19 protein-coding genes are annotated in these 19,652 nt (G+C 54.0%); 14 read left to right on the forward strand and 5 right to left on the reverse strand.

What is annotated here, in order from left to right; translation table 11 throughout:
• Nucleotides 1–22: 22 nt before the first annotated feature.
• The 5 genes from DNI29_RS15300 to DNI29_RS15320 form a co-directional block, all read right to left on the reverse strand.
• Nucleotides 23–1,924: a sensor histidine kinase gene (locus DNI29_RS15300; protein ID WP_110978993.1), complete on the reverse strand. Its 1,902-nt coding sequence runs from the start codon at nt 1,922–1,924 to the stop codon at nt 23–25.
• A 172-nt stretch (nt 1,925–2,096) separates the two neighbouring features.
• The gene (locus DNI29_RS15305) at nt 2,097–2,690 is read right to left on the reverse strand and encodes a PH domain-containing protein (RefSeq protein WP_123823274.1); all 594 of its coding nucleotides are present in this window, start codon (nt 2,688–2,690) and stop codon (nt 2,097–2,099) included.
• A gap of 11 nt (nt 2,691–2,701) precedes the next feature.
• Complete coding sequence (selD, locus tag DNI29_RS15310; RefSeq protein WP_110978995.1) at nt 2,702–3,760, reverse strand: selenide, water dikinase SelD; 1,059 nt, start codon at nt 3,758–3,760, stop codon at nt 2,702–2,704.
• Between the two features lie 40 nt (nt 3,761–3,800).
• Entirely contained in the window at nt 3,801–4,859 is a 1,059-nt protein-coding gene (gene mnmH, locus DNI29_RS15315; RefSeq protein WP_110978996.1) for a tRNA 2-selenouridine(34) synthase MnmH, read from the reverse strand.
• A gap of 55 nt (nt 4,860–4,914) precedes the next feature.
• Nucleotides 4,915–5,628 carry a pyridoxine 5'-phosphate synthase gene (locus DNI29_RS15320; protein WP_110978997.1) on the reverse strand — a complete coding sequence of 238 codons (714 nt, stop codon included), beginning with the start codon at nt 5,626–5,628 and terminating at the stop codon, nt 4,915–4,917.
• Nucleotides 5,629–5,903: 275 nt separating this feature from the next.
• Here DNI29_RS15320 and DNI29_RS15325 point away from each other — a divergent pair, with 275 nt between their 5' ends.
• The 14 genes from DNI29_RS15325 to DNI29_RS15390 all read left to right on the forward strand — a co-directional run bounded on the left by DNI29_RS15325 (nt 5,904) and on the right by DNI29_RS15390 (nt 19,622).
• On the forward strand, nt 5,904–6,368 hold the full coding sequence (locus DNI29_RS15325; protein ID WP_110978998.1) for a GatB/YqeY domain-containing protein: 465 nt from the start codon (nt 5,904–5,906) through the stop codon (nt 6,366–6,368).
• A gap of 110 nt (nt 6,369–6,478) precedes the next feature.
• The gene (locus DNI29_RS15330; RefSeq protein WP_110978999.1) at nt 6,479–7,000 is read left to right on the forward strand and encodes a CvpA family protein; all 522 of its coding nucleotides are present in this window, start codon (nt 6,479–6,481) and stop codon (nt 6,998–7,000) included.
• Between the two features lie 71 nt (nt 7,001–7,071).
• Nucleotides 7,072–7,674: an anthranilate synthase component II gene (locus DNI29_RS15335; protein WP_110979000.1), complete on the forward strand. Its 603-nt coding sequence runs from the start codon at nt 7,072–7,074 to the stop codon at nt 7,672–7,674.
• Between the two features lie 20 nt (nt 7,675–7,694).
• Nucleotides 7,695–8,474, forward strand: a complete 780-nt coding sequence (locus tag DNI29_RS15340) for an alpha/beta fold hydrolase (protein ID WP_110979001.1) — start codon at nt 7,695–7,697, stop codon at nt 8,472–8,474.
• A 142-nt stretch (nt 8,475–8,616) separates the two neighbouring features.
• Nucleotides 8,617–9,294: a CBS domain-containing protein gene (locus DNI29_RS15345; RefSeq protein WP_110979002.1), complete on the forward strand. Its 678-nt coding sequence runs from the start codon at nt 8,617–8,619 to the stop codon at nt 9,292–9,294.
• Nucleotides 9,295–9,439: 145 nt separating this feature from the next.
• Complete coding sequence (locus DNI29_RS15350) at nt 9,440–10,771, forward strand: POTRA domain-containing protein (RefSeq protein ID WP_123823275.1); 1,332 nt, start codon at nt 9,440–9,442, stop codon at nt 10,769–10,771.
• 37 nt (nt 10,772–10,808) lie between these two features.
• Nucleotides 10,809–11,702, forward strand: coding sequence for an NAD kinase (locus DNI29_RS15355; protein WP_110979004.1), 894 nt, complete (start codon nt 10,809–10,811; stop codon nt 11,700–11,702).
• A 124-nt stretch (nt 11,703–11,826) separates the two neighbouring features.
• Nucleotides 11,827–12,708: a DUF6089 family protein gene (locus tag DNI29_RS15360; RefSeq protein WP_110979005.1), complete on the forward strand. Its 882-nt coding sequence runs from the start codon at nt 11,827–11,829 to the stop codon at nt 12,706–12,708.
• 40 nt (nt 12,709–12,748) lie between these two features.
• Nucleotides 12,749–13,501, forward strand: coding sequence for a type IX secretion system protein PorG (porG, locus tag DNI29_RS15365; RefSeq protein ID WP_110979006.1), 753 nt, complete (start codon nt 12,749–12,751; stop codon nt 13,499–13,501).
• Nucleotides 13,502–13,647: 146 nt separating this feature from the next.
• Nucleotides 13,648–14,394 carry an undecaprenyl pyrophosphate synthase gene (gene uppS, locus DNI29_RS15370; protein ID WP_110979007.1) on the forward strand — a complete coding sequence of 249 codons (747 nt, stop codon included), beginning with the start codon at nt 13,648–13,650 and terminating at the stop codon, nt 14,392–14,394.
• A gap of 9 nt (nt 14,395–14,403) precedes the next feature.
• Nucleotides 14,404–16,932 (forward strand): outer membrane protein assembly factor BamA, encoded by a 2,529-nt coding sequence (bamA, locus tag DNI29_RS15375; RefSeq protein ID WP_110979008.1) that lies wholly within the window; start codon nt 14,404–14,406, stop codon nt 16,930–16,932.
• A gap of 42 nt (nt 16,933–16,974) precedes the next feature.
• Nucleotides 16,975–17,661 (forward strand): OmpH/Skp family outer membrane protein, encoded by a 687-nt coding sequence (locus DNI29_RS15380; RefSeq protein ID WP_110979009.1) that lies wholly within the window; start codon nt 16,975–16,977, stop codon nt 17,659–17,661.
• A 45-nt stretch (nt 17,662–17,706) separates the two neighbouring features.
• Nucleotides 17,707–18,342, forward strand: a complete 636-nt coding sequence (locus DNI29_RS15385) for an OmpH/Skp family outer membrane protein (RefSeq protein WP_238388108.1) — start codon at nt 17,707–17,709, stop codon at nt 18,340–18,342.
• Nucleotides 18,343–18,494: 152 nt separating this feature from the next.
• Nucleotides 18,495–19,622 (forward strand): RluA family pseudouridine synthase, encoded by a 1,128-nt coding sequence (locus DNI29_RS15390; RefSeq protein ID WP_110979011.1) that lies wholly within the window; start codon nt 18,495–18,497, stop codon nt 19,620–19,622.
• The last annotated feature ends 30 nt before the right edge of the window (nt 19,623–19,652 follow it).

Genomic DNA, 19,652 nt, shown 5'->3' on the forward strand with positions numbered 1-19,652 from the left:
TTAGCAGAAACCTTCCAGAGGTTTAGGCCCGGGCAGCAGGTAGTGTAATGGCTACCGTAGTGCCTTGGCCTAGTCCGCTTTTAATATCGAGGCTACCCCCCTGGCGCTGCACAAAGGCCCGGCACAGCAGCAGCCCTAGGCCCGTGCCAGAGCGTGGGCCACGCCGTGTAGAAGTATTGGGGCCAGCATCAGTGAGCAAGGCAGTTACCTGACTGGCCTCCATGCCTGTGCCTGTGTCCGTAACACTCAGGCGTACCCCTGATCCTGACAACGCCTCCGCGGCCAGCCGAATAGTGCCGTTGGCTGGGGTGAACTTTAGGGCGTTGCCGACTAAGTTGCGCAGTACCGTCTGGGTCATGTGGGCATCAGCCCATACTGCTAATTCCTCTGAAGCGTCAAGCTCCAGCGTTATCTGTTTGGCCTCTGCGGTGTTGGCGTACAGCTGTATGGTTTGACTGAGTAGAGACTCCACCGACAAACGTTCCGGGCGAAAGGCTAACTCGCCGCTTTGGTTGACGGCCCAGTTTAGGAGGTTGTCGAGTAGGTGGTTGAGCTGATGGGCGGACTGCCGGACCAAGTTGGGCAAACGGCGTAGGCCCTGTTCGTCGCCTTGCTTGAGGTAGAAATCAATCAGCTCGGTAACGCCCGCGAACGAGGTAACGGGTCCCCGCAGGTCGTGAGCCACAATAGCATACAGCCGGTCTTTTGATTCTGCCACTTGGCGCAGCTCCTTGGTGGCTTCTTCCAGAAAACGATGGTTGATAGCCAGAGCCGCTTGGCTGCGGCGAAGCTTCACATAGAATAACCCTACCCCACCCAAGCCCAGCAAGAGTGCCGCAATAGCTACCCACAAGGCCCGGTTGCGCTGCTGGGAGCTCTTACTTCGTTCTGTCAACTGCCGGATCTGGCTTTCCTTTTCGGCCGTTTCATAACGGGTTTGCAGGGCCGTGAGGGTCTGCACGCGGGAGCGGCTGTTCAGGCTGTCATTCAGGTCGCGGAAGCGGTTTTGCCAGTCGAAGGCCGTTTCAAACTGGCGCCGACTGGCATTTATCTCCGCCATCAGATGGTAGGCATCCAATACACGCTCCTGGTAATTAATGCGCCGGGCCAACTGCAGCGCCTTGGTAGTAAGTTCTTCTGCTTCTTCCAGATTGCCCCTCAGGAGCAGCACGGTGGCAAGAAGCTCCAAGTGCCCAGCTTCAAAGCGGTGATTTTGGAGCGACTCAACTATCGTTACGGCCTGCCGCATCAACCCTTCGGCAGTTTCCAGTTGGTCCATCTGCATATAGAAGGACCCCAGATCGGCTAGGTACAGCGATTCGCCAGCCCGGTCGCCGGTGCGGCGGGCTAGCTGCAGCGCCCGGCGCGTGAAAACCAAGCCTTCAGGCCGACGGCGCAGGTAGAAGTATAGGTTGCCCAGGTTGCCAAACAGCATAATCTGGGTACGTACGCGCACCCGTGGCTGGTAGGCCAGCTTCAGGGCGCGGCGGTAGTTGCGCAGGGCTGCTGCCGTATCGTTGCGCTCGTGGTATACGCCGCCCATGCCAGCATAGCTGCGCACAATGCCATCTGGGTCATTGAGCTGGCGAGCCAGTTGTAAGGCCTCCTGCTGAAGCTGCAGGGCATAGGGACCATCGGCGAGGTTGGCGTAACAACTCGCCAGATTCAGCAATGCCCGCAGTAGTCCTGGCTGGTATTGGAGGCCGCGGGCCAGGGCCACACTCTGCTCACCGTAGGCCAATGCCTGGGTAGGAGCATTGTCGTGCAGCTCATAGCACAAGGCGTTCAGCAGCCGCACCCTACCGGTGTCAGAGGGCTGAGTACGCAACTTGCGTAAGAGCTTGGCTTCCGGGGCTGTTTGGGCAGCTACCGTAGTACACGCAACCGCGCAGAGCAGAAAGCAGAGGAATAACAGACGCTGCATCAGCAACGATAGGCAATAGGATGGCAGGAATTCCAGATAGAATTCTCGGAGGGAGCGGGACTTAGGTTCTGTAATATAGAAGAGTAGCTATAAAATATAACGTTGTGAGCAATTGAATCGGCTTAATGTTGCACTGAGAATGCTACCCTTAGTACTACTGAAAGCCTTAATGCTAGGCCCAGCAAAACCAGCGTTGCTTTCTCTCCAGAGGCGTATTGCGCAGAAAATCTGTTACTGGCTCCAGGTTGGTCAACAGGGAAGTGAGCGTTAACACTTCGCCGGTTTGTAGGTGCAGCTTCAGGTACGTGTAGTTGCTCCAGAAAAGCCGCTCCGATTGACAGGTAACTCGCTCCACCTTTACAAGGTCACTCTTACCGAAAGGAATTCGCACCCTGCCTTCATACACTTCTAACACATTCTGCTTGGGGTCAAAAACAAGGGTAGTATGTAGGTTGCGGGCGTAGTATTGGCTGTGCAGGATAAAAGCTGGCAGCGAAAACCCCAACACTACTGCTGCTATGGCAACTAGTAGCACCAGCTCATAGGTAGCGAGGGTACTGAGGTAAAAAAAGGATACCAGAAACGGCATGCCTACCCCCAAGCACAGCAGCGGCCAGAACAGCAGCGCAAACTGCCGCAAAAATGTGGGCCGGTACACACGGCTTTTGCGGGTGAAAAAGTTGGTAATCACGCGTAGGCCAACGGCCATAAGCGTAACGGCCGCGGCTGCTTCCAGTAGCGGCTTTAAAAAGGGTAATATCTTCATTCAGGGCCCGCTTAGCGTACCAGAATCCAGGGCTCACCAGCCGTGTGCTCCCGCAGACGCCCAAAAGGCTCTAGGCTGAGGCCGTACTCGGCAAATACTGCCTGTGCAGTAGCCCGGCCAGCAGGGTCCACGCACACGAGCAGCCCACCCGACGTTTGCGGGTCGCAGAGCCATTGGCGCTGCTCCTCCGTAATCTCCCCGATCTTATGGCCGTACGAATCCCAGTTGCGCACTGTGCCGCCCGGAATCGACCTCTGGAGACGGTATTCCTCTGCTTCCGGCAGCAACGGCACTTTGCTGAAGTCCACCTCAGCCGTGAGGTTGCTACCCTCGCACACCTCCGAAAGGTGTCCCAGCAGCCCGAAGCCCGTCACGTCGGTCATGGCGCGCACGGCCTCTATCTTGCCCAGCGGCTCGCCTATTTTGTTGAGCTGCATCATGCTTTGCGGGGCAATCTGTTCGTGCTCAGGTCGCAAAATCCCCCGTTTCTGAGCAGTGGTCAGCATGCCTACCCCCAATGGTTTGGTTAGGTACAACTCACAGCCAGCCGTAGCAGTATCATTCTGCTTAAGATTCTTGATGTCGAGCATGCCCGTTACGGCCAAACCAAAAATCGGCTCCGGCGAGTCGATGCTATGGCCGCCAGCCAGCGGAATACCGGCCTCCGCGCAGATGCTGCGGCTACCCTCAATTACACGGCGAGCTACTTCGGGCGCCAGCTTGTCAATGGGCCAGCCCAGCACCGCAATAGCCATAACGGGCCGTCCACCCATGGCATACACGTCGGAAATGGCGTTGGCCGAAGCTATCCGCCCGAAGTCGTAGGCATCATCTACGATGGGCATGAAGAAGTCAGTGGTGCTGATGAGCGCCTGCCCGTTGCCGATGTCATACACAGCTGCATCGTCGCGGGAAGAGTTACCTACCAGTAGCTTCTCATCATGAGGCTGCGGAATACTGGTGTGCAGAATCTGATCGAGTACCTTGGGCGCAATTTTGCAGCCGCAGCCAGCACCGTGGCTGTATTGCGTAAGACGAACTTGGGCGGTGGTTTCGGGGGCGAGAGACATAGAAGAAGGAATACGAATGGAAGGGAAGCGGTAGGCTAGATCAGGCGCCAGGGTTGACCTGTTCTGAGGGGGTAGGGGAGAGCAAACCGGCCCTCTGCGCCGCTTGCTGCACCAGTTCTGTATTCACCAGTGGGTCGGCAGTTTCGGAGTTGACGCGCACCACCCGCCGGCCTTCGAGGCCATGGCTATAGGTGCGGTCGTAGTAATCGAGCACAAGGCTGACCATTTTTTCCATATCCTCCTCTCCAATGGCGGCCAGAGCTTCCTTGGTGGCCAGCCCGCCCAAGCGTTTCCGAATTTTTAGAATGCTAGCGGCGAGGGCAGCCGGGTCGTGGCGGCCGTATTCTTCAGCCAGCTTGCGTACCCGCACATCGCGCGGAATTTCCAGCACTAGCAGCGGAGAGGAATGGATCTGCGCGAACAGGGGAGGGGGCACGTGCACACTCCCGATGGTGCGGCTTTCGTCTTCAACCCAGGTAGGCGTTTGCGCCGGCAAAGTTGCCAGCACCGCAGCCAGGTCATTTTCGAACTGCTCTTGCGTAGGCTGAGGGGGTAGGCCAATGCTGCCGAAAGCTGAGCCTTTATGACTGGCTAGCCCTTCTAAATCCAACACGGGTTGCTGGGTGGCGGCCAAGGCCTGCAGCACATCGGTTTTGCCTGAACCCGTGAGGCCACCCAATACCAGCAAGGAGCGAGGCTTGCCAAACTCGGTCAGCGCCCAATGGCGGTAGTCCTTGTAGCCTTTGTTTAATAGGTGAACCTGAAAGCCGGCCAGCTCCAGCAGCCACAGCACCGCCCCGCTGCGCATGCCGCCCCGCCAGCAGTGCAGGCGCACCTGTTTGTGCGGGGCCAGTTTCTGAGCCGATTTTACCATCTGGCTCATGCGTGGGCCAAAGAAATCGAGGCCGAGCAACACAGCCTTTTCCTGGCTCATCTGCTTGTAGGTGGTTCCAATGCGGGCCCGTTCCTCATCGGTAAACAAAGGAAAGCTTACGGCTCCGGGAATGTGCCCTTGCGCATACTCCACCGGTGCCCGCACATCTAAGATGGGGGCTTCGGCGGGACCTTCTAGAAACTCAGGAACCGTAATACGGGGCATAAAAAGAGGCTAACGCGAAGTTGAGCAGCAGGAAAACAGGAGAAGCGACGCCAGACTACTGCAACTGCCGCCGGTAGAGCTGAATGGTATTTTCAAGCCCCATGTACAGCGCATCGCAGATTAAGGCATGGCCAATACTAACCTCCGCGAGGCCTGGTAGGTTCTGCTGCAAATAAGCTAAGTTATCTAGGTCGAGGTCGTGCCCCGCGTTCAGGCCTAGGCCCAACTGCTGAGCTACCTCCGCCGCCTCGCGGTAGGGCCGGATGGCTTGCTCACGGTCGGCGTGGAAGCGGCGGGCATAGTCCTCGGTGTATAGCTCAATCCGGTCGGTGCCGGTGCTGGCTGCTGCGTGCACCAATTCCACCACAGGGTCGAGAAAAATACTCACACGGGCTCCCAAGCCCTTTAGCTCAGCCACTACATCCTGTAAGTACTGCTGATGCCGAACGGTGTCCCAGCCTGCGTTGGAGGTAATGGCGTCTGGAGCATCAGGAACCAGCGTAACCTGCTCGGGTCGTACTTCCCGCACTAAGTCCAGAAAATCGGGGGTAGGGTTGCCTTCCACATTTAGCTCCGTGCCGACTACCCGCTTCAGGTCGCGCACATCCTGGTAGCGAATGTGCCGCTCATCGGGGCGCGGGTGAACCGTGATACCCTGGGCGCCAAACCGCTCACAGTCGCGGGCGGCTTGCAGGAGGTCAGGGCGGTTATGGCCGCGGGCATTCCGCAGGGTAGCTATCTTGTTTATGTTTACGCTGAGCTTGGTCATAGCTGAGAAAAGGTGAATCAGACAAAGATACAACCGCAAACAAGCGGCCTTGCTTTCCGTTTACCACTGTAGGATTGCGGTAGCTGCTCCGGCCGGAGCCAATGCCTTTACTACGAGTTTGGCCTGGAACGGTGGAATAAGCAGAAGCTTAAGCCAGAAAGCAGCCGACCATATTGCTTGACGCGCTAAGCCGGCTGGTACACAGGCAACCCTGTCCTGCTACCCCGGTTGTCGGGAATAAGCCGTAATCTTGTACCCTCATTATCCCCCTAGCTATGGCTCTGAAAGAAACCATCGACGCCGATATCAAAAAGGCTATGCTGGCCAAGGACAAAGTGCGCCTGACGGCCCTGCGCAGCATTAAATCTCAGATTATGCTGGCCGAAACTGCCGAAGGCCAGCATGGCGCGGCCCTGACGGCTGATGCCGAAATGAAGCTCCTGACCAAAGCCGCCAAGCAACGCCGCGAAGCCGCCGAAATGTACCAGAAGCAATTCCGCTCCGATTTGGAAGAAGTGGAACTGGCGGAACTGGCCATCATTGAAGAATACCTGCCTCAGCAACTCTCCGAGGCCGACTTGGTAGAGAAGCTGGTTTCCATCATTCAGCGTGTAGGCGCCACTGGCCCCTCCGACCTGGGCAAGGTAATGGGGGTAGCAGCCCGCGAGTTGGCTGGCCAAGCCGATGGCCGTCAGATTTCGCAGGTTGTCAACAATTTGCTTAACAACACCAACGTGTAAAAAGTAAGCCGGTGAACTGGTGTGCCCGATTTTCTGATGGTGTAACTTACGCAGCGTAGCACGTTTTCAGCTACCAGAACTTTCTCCTCCCCAGTTCACCAGCTTGCTCCATGTCTGCCTTTGATATTCTGCTACTTATTCCGTTAGGTATTGGGGCGGTAAAAGGGTACCGACGGGGGCTGTTGCTGGAAGTAGCCTCCTTGCTGGCCCTGGTGCTAGGGGTAGTAGGCGGGCTTGCCTTGCTCAACGATGCCATTCCGCTGGTGCGCCACTACGTAGGCGAAGCTTTCGGACTGCTGCCCTTGGTATCCTTCGTACTGGTTTTTGTGGCAATCGGCTGGGGCGTACACTTGCTGAGTGGCTTTATCCGGACGGCTGTGCACCTCACCCCCTTCGGCACGCTCGATAGCCTAGGCGGCGCTGTTAGTGGGGTGCTGAAATGGGTGCTAGGCCTGAGCCTGTTACTGCACGGCATCGGGATGGCCGGCCTACAGCTGATTTCGCCGCAGCTTCTTGCCGAGTCGCAGGTGTTGCCCGTGGTGCGTGAGGCTACCCCCTTGGCTCTGAGTATCGTAGGCGTAGTGTTACCCTTCGCGGGCAGCTTACTCGATAAACTGAAGGAGGTTTTCTAGCCGGGGCTACCCCAGCCGCAAGCGGTAAAGCCGCCGGGGTAGTTATAAGGCTCTCGTGCTATTCGTATCGTATGTGTCGTTTGCTGCTGCTAGATAATTTCGATTCCTTCACCTATAATCTGCTCGATTATCTTCGGCAAATAGGGTGCGAGGTAGAAGTACGCCGTAACAACACTCCCTTAGCCGAACTGCAGCAGCTCTCTTTCGACGGTATTGTGTTGTCGCCGGGGCCCGGCACACCGGCCGCGGCGGGCGTCATGCCAGAGCTTATACAGGCGTATCATACGAGAGTACCGATGTTAGGCGTTTGCTTGGGTCATCAAGCGTTGGGCGAGTTCTTCGGGGCTACCTTACAACGGAGCCAAAAGCCCATGCACGGTAAAGTATCGGACATAGAATGGGTGAGGCCCAGCCCCCTAAGCACGGATTTACCAATCCGGATGCCCGTTACCCGATATCATTCCCTTGTATTGACGCAGTTGCCTTTCACTCTGGAGGCGCTGGCATACACCGCCTCAGAGGGTGAAATTATGGCGCTGCGGCACCGTACGCTGCCTTTGTATGGAGTCCAGTTTCATCCGGAGGCCCTGCTTACCCCCAATGGCTTGGCTTTGTTAGGCAATTGGGTCAAGAATTGTATCATTGTACAGTCTGCTCCGGCCCCGCTGGCCTAAGCAGTAAATTCCCCGAGAAGATGGAGTTGCAGATTAAGGAGAAAACCGGTTTTCAGTACGTGGACGAAGGTACCGGTGAGGTATTGCTGCTGTTGCATGGCCTGTTCGGGGCTCTGAGCAACTGGCAGGACGTAGTGGCCGAGTTCAGCCCCCGCTACCGGGTGCTTATTCCGCTGCTACCAATTTATGATATGCCCCTAACTAAAGCCGGCGTGCCGGGCCTGGTAGGGTTTGTCGAAGATTTTCTGTCCGCTATTGACCTGCACGAGCCGTGTACGGTGCTTGGCAACTCTTTGGGAGGTCATATTGCGCTAGTCTATACCCTGCGCAACCCTGCGCGCGTGTCGCGTCTAGTCCTGACGGGGAGCAGCGGCTTGTTTGAGGATAGCATGGGCGGCTCGTTCCCCAAGCGCGGTAACTACGCCTACGTGCAGGAGCGGGTGGCGTACACTTTCTACGACCCCGCCGTGGCTACTCAGGAGTTAGTTGATGAAGTATTCAGTGTCACGAACTCCAACGCCAAGTGCCTGCGCATTATCAGCATCGCACGCTCAGCCCAACGGCATAACTTGGCTAAGGAGCTTCATAACATCCGCATTCCTGTCTTGTTAGTCTGGGGCCTGAACGACACGATTACTCCGCCGGTAGTAGCGCATGAGTTTCACCGCCTCATCCGCAGTTCTGAGTTGCGCTTCCTCGACCACTGCGGCCACGCACCCATGATGGAGCGTCCCCGGGAGTTTAATCAGTTGCTGCAACAGTTTCTGGTTCGTACGGGGGTAGCCGTAGCTGACCGGTAACCCTGGTTGTCGGTTCGTTCGTCCGCTACAGGCAGCTATTGAGCCGGCTGTGGTGTTCTTTTAGCAAGCTCCCTACGTATGTAAAGCTGAATCCTGTTCTTTTGGTAGTGTTCCTACGCTTTTTCTGCCCTTCGCTGCGCCCATGAACTCCATTATTGCCGAAGATTTACTGAATCAAATGATTCCGCCCCTGAAGGTGACGGACTCAATGGAGAAGGCGGCTCGCTGGCTGGAAGAGTTTCACGTCGGTCAGCTGCCCGTACTTGATAACCGAAGCTACCGGGGCCTCATCACGGAATCCGATCTGCTGGACCAAGAAGCTGCCTCCCGACTTCTGGGGGACATGACGCTGCGGTTCAGTAACGTACACGTTCAGCGCGACCAGCATTTTTACAACATTATTGAGCTGGCCGTCCAGAATAAAGTGCAGCTGGTACCCGTGCTCGACGATCAGCACGAGTATCTGGGGGTAGTAACCGTGAGCGACACGCTGGCAGCTTTTGGAAAAGTGCCTGTGGCTAGCAGTCAGCAAGGCATTATTGTGCTGGCTATGGAAGAGCGAGATTATTCTCTGACCCAGATCAGCCGCTACGTAGAGGAAAACAACGCAAAGATCATAAGTGCCCACGTCGCGCAGGACGAGCACGACCCCTACCGAATTCGGCTTACGCTTAAGCTGAACACGCCCAACATCACGCGCATTATTGCTACCCTCGAGCGCTTTAACTATTCCATCACGGCCCAGTTCAGCGGTACCGAAGAGGTTAGCGAAGACGAGCAGCAGCGTTACGATGCCTTACTCCGCTACCTGAATATCTGAGGCGGAAACCAAAGTGCTGATTTGTTTACTGACTTTATTGCTCGGCCTGCTGCCGTCAGCTCCGGTAGGGGCTACGCCAACAAGCATATCCCAGACTACGCTTCCTGATTCGTTACGCCGAACTTCTACCGATAGCCTGGTACGTGTGCAGTGTCCGGAGTATACTACCCTGCAGGTAGCCAACATCCTGTTCGTCGGCAATAAAATCACCAAGGAAACCGTGTTGAGGGCAGAGCTGGATTTCCGAGAAGGTGACACTCTTTCGGCTACTACCCTTGGTAAACGGCTAGAAGCTAACCGAAGACGCTTGTTTAACCTGCAGCTGTTTCACCAGGTGCTGGTGCAGGCGGTATGTCGCAACGGCGAGTTGACTGTGCTCTATAGCGTACAGGAGCGGTGGTATCTTTTCCCTGTCCCAATCTTCTCTCTAGCTGACCGCAACTTCCGCTCCTGGCTCGACCGCCCTGACCGGTGGCAGCGTGTTGACTACGGCCTACATCTGGTGCGTCGCAACTTTCGGGGCCGCAACGAGCAACTGCTGGGAAATCTGCAGTTAGGCTTCAATCGGAAATACGAGCTGTTTTATGAGGCCCCTGGCTACGGTCGGCGCCGCCGAATTGGGTTCGGTGCGGGTTTTTCCTATTACCGCAGCCGCGCCCTCGACTATGCCACCGTGCAGGACAAGCTCGTCAACCTGCGTCAGGAAGAAGGTTTTCCCATCGAGCGGCAGTACGGTAGTCTGGGCCTGCGCTGGCGCCGCACCGTGCAACACCTCACGGCGCTCGATGTAGCATATCACCGCGAGCGGATTTCCGATTCTGTACTGTATTACAATCCTCGCTACTATCTCCATGGCCCGCGCCGTGAGTACGTAGAGGTTAGCTTAACCAGCACCCTCAACCAGCGAAATACCTTTGCCTACCCCCTCACAGGGCAGTATGCCCAAGTCGGTCTGTCCTACCGCACTTTCCTAACGGGTGGTACCCCAGACATCCTTACGCTACGAGGGCGGTATGCCCGCTATATAGCTCTGGGCGGTCCGTTCTACTATAGCGTTGGAGCACAGGCGCAGGTGCGCCTCGCTCGCGCTGTGAGCTATGCTGACAACCGGGCCCTAGGCTACGAAACACTGGTTCGAGGTTATGATGCGTACGTTATAGATGGCCGCCACTTTGGCTTGTTGCAACAGGGGGTAACGTACCAGCTCTTGGATGTAGGCCGGCTGCGGATACAGGGGCTGCGTACAGCTAAGTTCAACACGATTCCACTCGTGTTTTATCTGAATACTTTTGCTGATATAGGCTATGTTCGGCAGCCTACTTTGTGGCCAACCAACCGGTTGGCGAATCGCCTATTAGCTTCCAGTGGCGTTGCGCTCCATTTGGTCACCTATTACGACTGGGTTTTCACGCTAGAATACGCCCGCACCCGGGAACAGCAAGGAGGCTTCTTTTTCCGTACGCAGTTTCCTATTTAGCCATCCTGCTGCCCATCAGCCAGGTTATGTTTTTGTTATGAAAATTGCCATTCTGGGTAAGCCCTTTGACGATAGTCTGACCCCCTTCATGCAGGAGATGGTTACTGAGCTGATCCAACGTCAGGCAGAGGTCTGCATTCTGGAATCCTTTTATGCCTGTCTTCGCGAACGGATAGAACTACCTGAAAGCATCAGCACCTTCCGCCGCGGCGACTCCCTAAAAGGGACACATTTCGTCCTGAGCATCGGTGGAGATGGTACCCTGCTTGATACAGTTACCTACGTAGGCCCGCTCCAGATTCCAATTTTGGGCATCAATACTGGCCGTCTAGGCTTTCTGGCCACCATTTCGCCCGATAAAATCTCGCCTGCTCTTGACTCACTCTTCAAAGGGCACTTTGTGCTGGAAGACCGCAGCCTGATTCGGGTAGATACCGACCCCGATACATTCGGATCTATCAACTTCGGCCTCAATGAATTCAGTATCCTCAAGCGGGATTCTTCCTCCATGATTGTGGTACACACATACATTGATGGAGAGTATTTGAATTCTTACTGGGCCGATGGACTGATTGTTGCTACCCCAACGGGCTCCACTGGTTACTCGCTAAGCTGTGGCGGCCCCGTAATGCTCCCTCAAACAAACAATTTTATCATTGCTCCCGTATGTCCCCACAATCTGAACGTACGACCTCTAATTGTATCAGACCGTAGCGTCATTTCCTTCGAGATTGAGGGCCGGAGTAACAATTTCCTGCTCTCTCTCGATTCACGCTCTGAAACTGTGGAGGCCGGAATTCAGATTGCTGTTCGCCGGGAAAATTTCAATGCTCGTCTGGTAAAGCTGAACCACGTTAACTTCCTGAGTACCTTGCGCAGTAAGCTTAACTGGGGCCTTGACCGACGAAATCCGGCAGGCATACCTATCTAAGCATAGAGATTTTCCATTAATAGTTTTTTAAGTTGACGTCATCTTCTACTTTTGTTGCTGACTGCGACCGTGTCCGTACAATTTTCGCGTTCCTCAACCTGAATATTTCTAACCTTCGCTTAATATGAAGCAATTCTTCACCTACACTACGGCCTTGCTGCTGGTCCTCGCACTGGTAGCGACGGAAGCGAGTGCGCAGCAATTCAGCAAGCGGAAACAGTATAATTCCGTTGGAGTGACCATAAGTGGCATGAACTACTTTGGTGACATTACTCCAAAGCCTAGCATCCCGAGCTTCCGTCCGGGAGCAACCCGCCTCAACGCCGGCCTGACGTTTACACGTCGATTTGCTCCGCGTATTTCTGGTCGTGCTTCGCTTACCTACGGTCGTATCAGCGGCGATGATTCTAAAGCAGCCGATGTAAATGATCCGGACGCTAAATTTCGCAACAACCGGAATATGAACTTCCGCAATGACATTGTGGAGTTAGCAGCTACTGGTGTATTTGACCTGATTGAGAACCGTAATAACTACATCCGCCGTCCTGACTTTGTTCCTTACGTATTCGCTGGTATTGGTGTAATTCACCACAACCCCAAAGGTTTGGATGCGAATGGCAATTATATTGCTCTTCAGCCGTTAAGAACGGAAGGACAGTCAGAGGCCTACTCACAAACGCAATTTGTAATTCCGTTCGGTGCTGGTGCTCGTTACAAGCTCAACAAGCTGTTCGATATCGGTCTGGAACTCGGCTTCCGTAAGACCTTTACTGACTACCTTGACGACGTAAGTGGCAACTACGTAGCTAATCCTTCTGTTCTTTCGAGCGACGCTGCCCGGTATTTTGGCTGGGACATCACCAAAGAACTGCCCGGTACTTATACCAAAGGCATCCAAGGTGGCCAGATGCGTGGCAAGAGCAACGAGAAAGATTGGTACACTACTCTGGGTGTATCGGTAAACTATATTCTCGCTCCGCGAGTAAGAAGCCCCAAGTTCCGATAGCCAGTAAACTGGCTGTCGATTTTCACCAACAGCCAGTCTAATGACTTATTCGCAACGCTTCAAAACACTCCTTGTTGGCTTACTGCCGATGGGGAGTGTTTTTTTTGCCTTTACTGCAGCCGCCCAGAATACCAGTGAGCTAGGAATTGGCTTAGGTGGTCTGAATTATAAGGGCGAATTGTCGCCACATTACCAGTTTCGTAATAACCGCCCAGCCCTAACGGCCTTCTACCGTAAGGATGTTTCGGTACCTATATCCTTGCGTGCTGGGTTAACCGCAGGTTTCCTGCGAGCCAACGATGGCAATGTGAAGGGTGTGACGAAGCAAGTTACTCCTCTAGCCCGGTACCGTCAGGCCAATACAAAAGGAGGATTGATAGAAGCCTCGGGGGTAGTAGAATATAACTTCTTCGACTACCATAACCGCCGCGACAAAGTGCACTTTACGCCTTATGTATTTGTGGGACTAGCGGGTTTTTATGCTAGTACGGAAACTACTAGCAGCACCACTGCCCTGAACCGAAAGGGAGGACTCATCAGTCTGGCTATACCAGCGGGTCTTGGGTTCAAGTATGCTTTGTCTGAACACTGGAACCTAGGGCTGGAAGCGGGTGCCCGTAAAACATTTACCGACGACTTGGATCATGTTGATGGCAAGTCGAGGCAACAGAATGATTTGGTAGGTAACCCACATGATAAAGATTGGTACTACTACAATGGTATAAGCGTTTCCTACACTTTCTATAAGATTCGCTGCCCTGAGAATGGGCAAGCAACCGGACGTAGAGACTAAGAGCACCCTTATCTGAACATCCCTCGGCATACTATACTAAGTGCCGGGGGATGTTCGTATTAGGGACGTAGAGCACAACACATTATTGGGCAGACTTGAATGCAACCATTTGCGTAACTTGCAGCCTCTTTACGCAAAAAGTACTGATGGCCGTCCGGTCCGAAATCGATTCCCAGAATATTCCTGCCCACGTAGCCGTTATCATGGATGGTAATGGTAGGTGGGCCAAACAGAAGGGTGGCTTACGCATTTTTGGGCACCAAAGCGCCATCAAGGCCGTGCGTGAAACGGTGGAGGCAGCCGCTGAAATAGGTGTGCGCTATCTGACGTTGTATGCTTTCTCAACCGAGAACTGGTCGAGGCCTGCTCATGAGGTAATGGCGCTGATGCAACTGCTGGTGCACACGATTCGGCAGGAAACGCCTACCCTTCTGAAAAACAGCATCCGGCTGCAAGCCATTGGCCAGATTGAAAACCTGCCAGCTTCCTGTCAGAAGGAACTGGCGGAAGCTATTGAATTGACCAAAGACGGCACGCAGATGACGCTGCTGCTAGCTCTGAGCTACAGTGGGCGTTGGGACTTGACCCAGGCTACACAACGAGTAGCGGCGGAAGTGGCCGCTGGCCGGCTGCAGCCTGATCAGGTAACAGAGCAGACAGTGGCGGGCTACCTTTCAACAGCTGGTATCCCAGACCCTGAGTTGCTGATTCGCACCAGTGGTGAACAGCGTATTAGTAACTTCTTGTTGTGGCAGCTGGCCTACACGGAACTGTTTATTACCGACCTGCTTTGGCCTGACTTCCGGCGTGAGCACTTCTATGACGCCCTGCGAGCCTACCAGCAGCGGGAACGTCGGTTCGGGAAAACCAGTGAGCAGCTAACCGTTTCGTAATTACAGAACATGAGTTCTTCCTATCATAAGCTTCTTCCGGTGGCTGCGCTGGCACTAACGCTGGGTGCTGCACCAACCGGTGGCGCCACGGCGCAAATTCAGCCTTCTGCTACTGGTGAGCAGCCGCAACGCTATACCCTAGGGGGTATTACCGTCAGTGGCGCGCGCTACCTCGATACTAATACGCTGATTGGGCTCACTGGGTTGAAAATAGGTGACCCAATTACTATTCCTGGCGAAGAAATAGGTAAAGCAATCCGTCGGCTTTGGGATCAAGGCATCTTAGGCGACGTAAGCGTGAGCATTGCCCGCACCGAAGGCACCCGCATTTTCCTGGATTTCAACCTGAAGGAGCGTCCGCGGCTTTCTAAGTTCGAGTTTTCCGGCATTGGAAAAGGGCAGGCTGATGATCTGAAAAACAAGATCAAACTGATTCGGGGTAAAGTCGTTACAGATGCCTTGTTGAGCAACACCCGCGCCCAAGTGCGGAAGTTCTACACCAATAAGGGGTTCCTGGACAGCAAAGTCACGATTACTCAAATTCCGGATTCTTCTTTGTCTAACAGTGTTACCTTGAACATCAAGGTTGACAAGGGCAGCAAAGTCAAGATTAAGGACATCGTATTTGAGGGAAACACTGCGTATTCGGATGGCAAGCTGAAAGGCAAGTTCAAGAAGACCAAGGAGAAAAAGTTTCCCAAGTTCTTCAACTCGGGTAAGTTCCAGACCAAAGAGTTTGCCGACGACAAGCAGAAGCTTATTGAATTCTACAATGGCGAGGGCTACCGTGATGCCGTAATCCTGTCGGATACGCTGGAGCGGGTAGGGGATGGGTTGCGCCTTGTTGTTAAGGTAGATGAGGGGCCGAAGTATTACTTCCGCAACATCACTTGGAAAGGCAACTACCTTTACGACGACAAAACCCTAGCCTCAGTGCTGGGCATTAAGGAGGGAAGCGTATATAGCAAGGAAACGCTGGATAAGCGCCTAAACTATAATCCTACGGGCCAGGACGTGACGTCGCTCTATATGAACGACGGCTACCTCTTCTTCCAGATCGAACCTGTAGAAACTAAGGTGGAAGGCGACTCGATTGACATCGAGATGCGAATTTCGGAAGGAGTACAGGCGCGCATCAAGGATGTGAATATTGCCGGTAATACAAAAACCTCCGACCACGTAGTACGCCGGGCGCTTTACACCTTGCCGGGTGATAATTTCAGCCGGGAGCAGCTTATCCGCAGCCAGCGGGAAATAGCCACACTGGGCTACTTCGACCCGGAGAAAATTGGCCTAAATCCTGTGCCTAATCAGGCTGATGGCACAGTAGACATCAACTACACCGTAGAAGAAAAGCCTTCCGACCAAATTACCCTTTCGGGCGGTTGGGGTGGCTACGCCGGCTTTATCGGTACGGTGGGCCTCGTGTTCAACAACTTCTCTCTGCGCAAAGCGGGCTCCCTGCGCAACTGGACGCCGGTACCGGCCGGCGACGGGCAGCGCTTGGCTCTGAACGTACAGGCCAACGGTCTGCAGTACCAGGCCTACTCCTTCTCTTTCACGGAGCCTTGGTTGGGTGGGCGCAAGCCTAACTCTCTTTCAGTGAGTTTGACTAAGACGATATACCGCATCGGAACCAATTTTAATACTGAAACGGGCAGCTCCCTCAAAACCAACGGTGCCAGTGTGAGCCTAGGCCGCCGCCTGCGCTGGCCTGACGACTACTTCACACTAAGCAACGCGCTGTCAATTACCCAATACAAGCTAAACAACTATAGTTTGCTTAGCTCGAACTTCTTTCCTAATGGTACGGGCAATGCCAACAACATCACTTTCAATACTACTTTAAGCCGCAATAGTATTGATAATCCTACGTTTACACGGCGAGGCTCCTCCCTTGCCTTAAGCGTAAACCTGACGCCTCCATATTCTCTGTTCCCTGGCTCGCACCCTAGCGTTAGTGAGTGGGTAGAATTCCACAAGTGGATGTTTGATGCTTCGTGGTTTTCGCCGGTGGTAGGAAAGCTGGTGCTGAATACGCGTGCTCACTTTGGCTTCATCGGTACATATAACAGCAGTCGGCAGATTGGGCCGTTTGAACGCTTCAAACTAGGTGGTTCAGGCTTAGGTTATGGCGGTTCTACCAACTTCGTTGCTGGTACTGAGTACGTGGGTCTGCGCGGTTACGCTGACCCGAATGACCAGAACTCTTTGCCTACGGCGCGGGAGGGAAATGATGGGGGCGTAGTGTACAACAAGTTCGTACTGGAAATGCGCTACCCCGTCAGCTTGAACCCTGCGGCTACGGTGTATGTGCTGAGCTTCGCGGAAGCTGGTAATGCCTTCGAGCGCTACACCGATTACAACCCTTATAAGTTGTACCGCTCAGCGGGGGTAGGGGCCCGTATTTTTATGTCGGCATTTGGTTTGCTAGGGTTTGATTATGGTTGGGGCTTCGACAAAGTGCCCGCTTATACCCGCGGTCAAAAGCAAGACAAGGGTATGTTCCACTTTATCATTGGTCAGCAGATCCGCTAAGCCAGGCGGCGCGGCCAGCGACACTTCATCTTCTTTTACCATATGAACAAGATGTTTTCGTGGGTAGCGGCCGCTGTGCTGTTCCTGATGGTGGCGGTTCCACAAGCCACACTTGCGCAAAAGTTCGGATACGTAGATTCCGAGTTTATCATGGGCAAGCTGCCGGCCTACGCTCAGGCTCAGCAGGAACTCAATACGCTCTCAGTTAATTGGCAGAAAGATATTGAGGCGCAAAAAAAAGACCTTGATAAGCTATATCGGAATTATCAGGCGGAAGAAGTGGTTCTAACAGAGCCGATGAAAAAGAAGCGGCAGGATGAGATTCTGAAGAAGGAGCAGGACATCAAAGCCTACTCCAATAAAATCTTCGGATTTGAAGGCCAGCTATTTAAGAAGCGGCAGGAACTTACCAAACCAGTGCAGGATCAGGTTTTCGAAGCCATTGAGAAAGTAGCCAAGAAGAAACAGTTGGCTATTGTGTTCGATAAATCGGGCGACCTGACCATGCTGTACACGAATCCTGTGCACGACTACACGGAGTTCGTGCTAGAAGAACTGGGGCTGGCCTCGGCAGAACGCAACCAACCGGCTCAGAAAGGAGCTGTTCGGTCGGTTACTACGCCTCAGGCTCCCGGCGGGGAAGCTGCTGTAGAAGAGGAGCCTACTCCCTCCCGTGCTAAGCAACCGACCCGCACTACTACCCCGCGGCCAGCAACCCGAAAAAACTAACTTTACGCATCCAACTCTCTGACATTTTTCCTTTTGATGACCACCATGAACAAATTCCGCGTTGCACTGGCTGCTGCCGCCCTCACCTTCACCACGGCTACGGTTTCGATGGCACAGACGGCCGCACCGCTGAAAATTGGCTACACTAGCGTGCAGTATGTGCTGAGCCAAATGCCTGAGAGCAAGCAGATCGAGTCACAGCTGAAAGACTACAGCACCCAACTTAAAAGCCAGTTGGATGCCAAGAGTAATGAGTTTCGTACTAAAGTAGAAGCCTACCAAAAGGGCGGCGCTACCATGACGGAGGTTGTGAAGGCCGATAAAGAGAAAGAGCTGCAGAACCTTCAGCAGTCAATCCAAGAGTTTCAGCAGAACGCCGAGGTTTCGCTCCAGCAAAAGCAGCAAACTTTGCTGAAGCCAGCTCTGGATAAGCTGCAGAAAAACATTGATGCCGTGGCCGACGAGAATGGCTACACCTACATCCTGAACTCTGATGGTGATAGCCCACTGTTGCTGCACGGTCCTAAGGATGGTGATGTGTCTGACCTGATTCTGAAAAAAATGGGTATTACTCCTGGTGCCGCCGCTGCAGCTCCGAAAGTAGCTACGCCTGCTGCCTCTTCAGCAGTAGCCACTCCTGCTGCTAGCGCCACTAAAACCAAGACTAAAACCAAAAAGTAATTCGTGCTTGAGCAGCGATGCTCTATTCTGGATTATTATACCACAGCCGGGGCTTTGCTCCGGCTGTGGTGTTTATATAGATGCCTGTCCGAACCGACGCGTAGCTTTGGCTGCCGCGCCTGACTACTTTCCCTACCCCCATCCAGTGCCCCATGCTCTGCCAAAACCCAGAAGACGAATTATCTGAACAATCTGCCCCTGTTGAGGAGGGTACGTCCGATGCGCTATCTGCTGATGCCAATGCTTCACTTGAGGAGGAAGCGGATGAAGAGGAGGGTGATGAACTATATGAGCACCACCGCATCCGAGCAGATAAACGGCAAGAGCTTTTGCGACTAGACAAGTTTCTGCTGAACCGATTGCCCAGCACCTCTCGCACTCGAATTCAAAATGCTATCCGGGCAGAGGCAGTGCAAGTAAACGACCGGCCGGTAAAGTCAAATTACCGCGTCAAGCCGCTTGATGTTATTACCATTACGCTACCCGAGCCACCACGAGAGTTCAAGGTAGTGCCGGAAGCCATGAATCTGGATATCCGCTACGAGGATGCGGAGCTGCTGATAGTAAACAAACCGGCGGGGCTGGTCGTGCATCCTGCGTATGGCAACTGGAATGGTACCTTGGTGAATGGGCTAGCCTACCATCTGCAGAATCTCCCTACGGGCCGGAATGGGGAGATCAGGCCGGGACTCGTGCACCGCATTGATAAGGATACTTCCGGGCTGCTTGTGATTGGCAAAACAGAGTGGGCTATGACCCATCTTTCAAACCAGTTTTTCCACCACACGATTGAGCGTACCTACCTGGCCTTAGTGTGGGGGGTACCTAAGGAACCGCAGGGAACCATCCGGGGCCACATTGGACGCAGTTTGAAAGACCGGAAAGTACAGGCCGTGTATCCAGATGGGGAACACGGCAAACATGCCGTGACGCATTATAAAGTACTTCGAGCTTTCGGCGGTAAAGCAGCGCTGCTGCAATGCAACCTAGAAACGGGCCGTACCCATCAAATCCGTGCCCACATGAAGCACATAGGGCACCCGCTGTTTGGCGACGCTACCTATGGCGGCGATAAGATTGTGTATGGGCAGCGGACGGGCTCTTATAAAGTGCTTGCCGAAAAAATGCTGGCGGCTATGCCCCGCCAAGCGCTTCACGCAAAATCACTCGGTTTTGAGCACCCAACTACGCATGAGCACATGCAGTTCGAAGCCGAGCTACCTTCTGACTTTGAAGAGTTGTTAGCTAAATGGGAGGAGTACTTGAAAACTATTGACTGATTTTTTATAAACGCAAAAAGGCCTGCTACA

This window comes from Hymenobacter sediminis (assembly GCF_003231285.1).
In the GTDB taxonomy this organism is placed as follows: Bacteria; Bacteroidota; Bacteroidia; order Cytophagales; family Hymenobacteraceae; genus Hymenobacter; species Hymenobacter sediminis.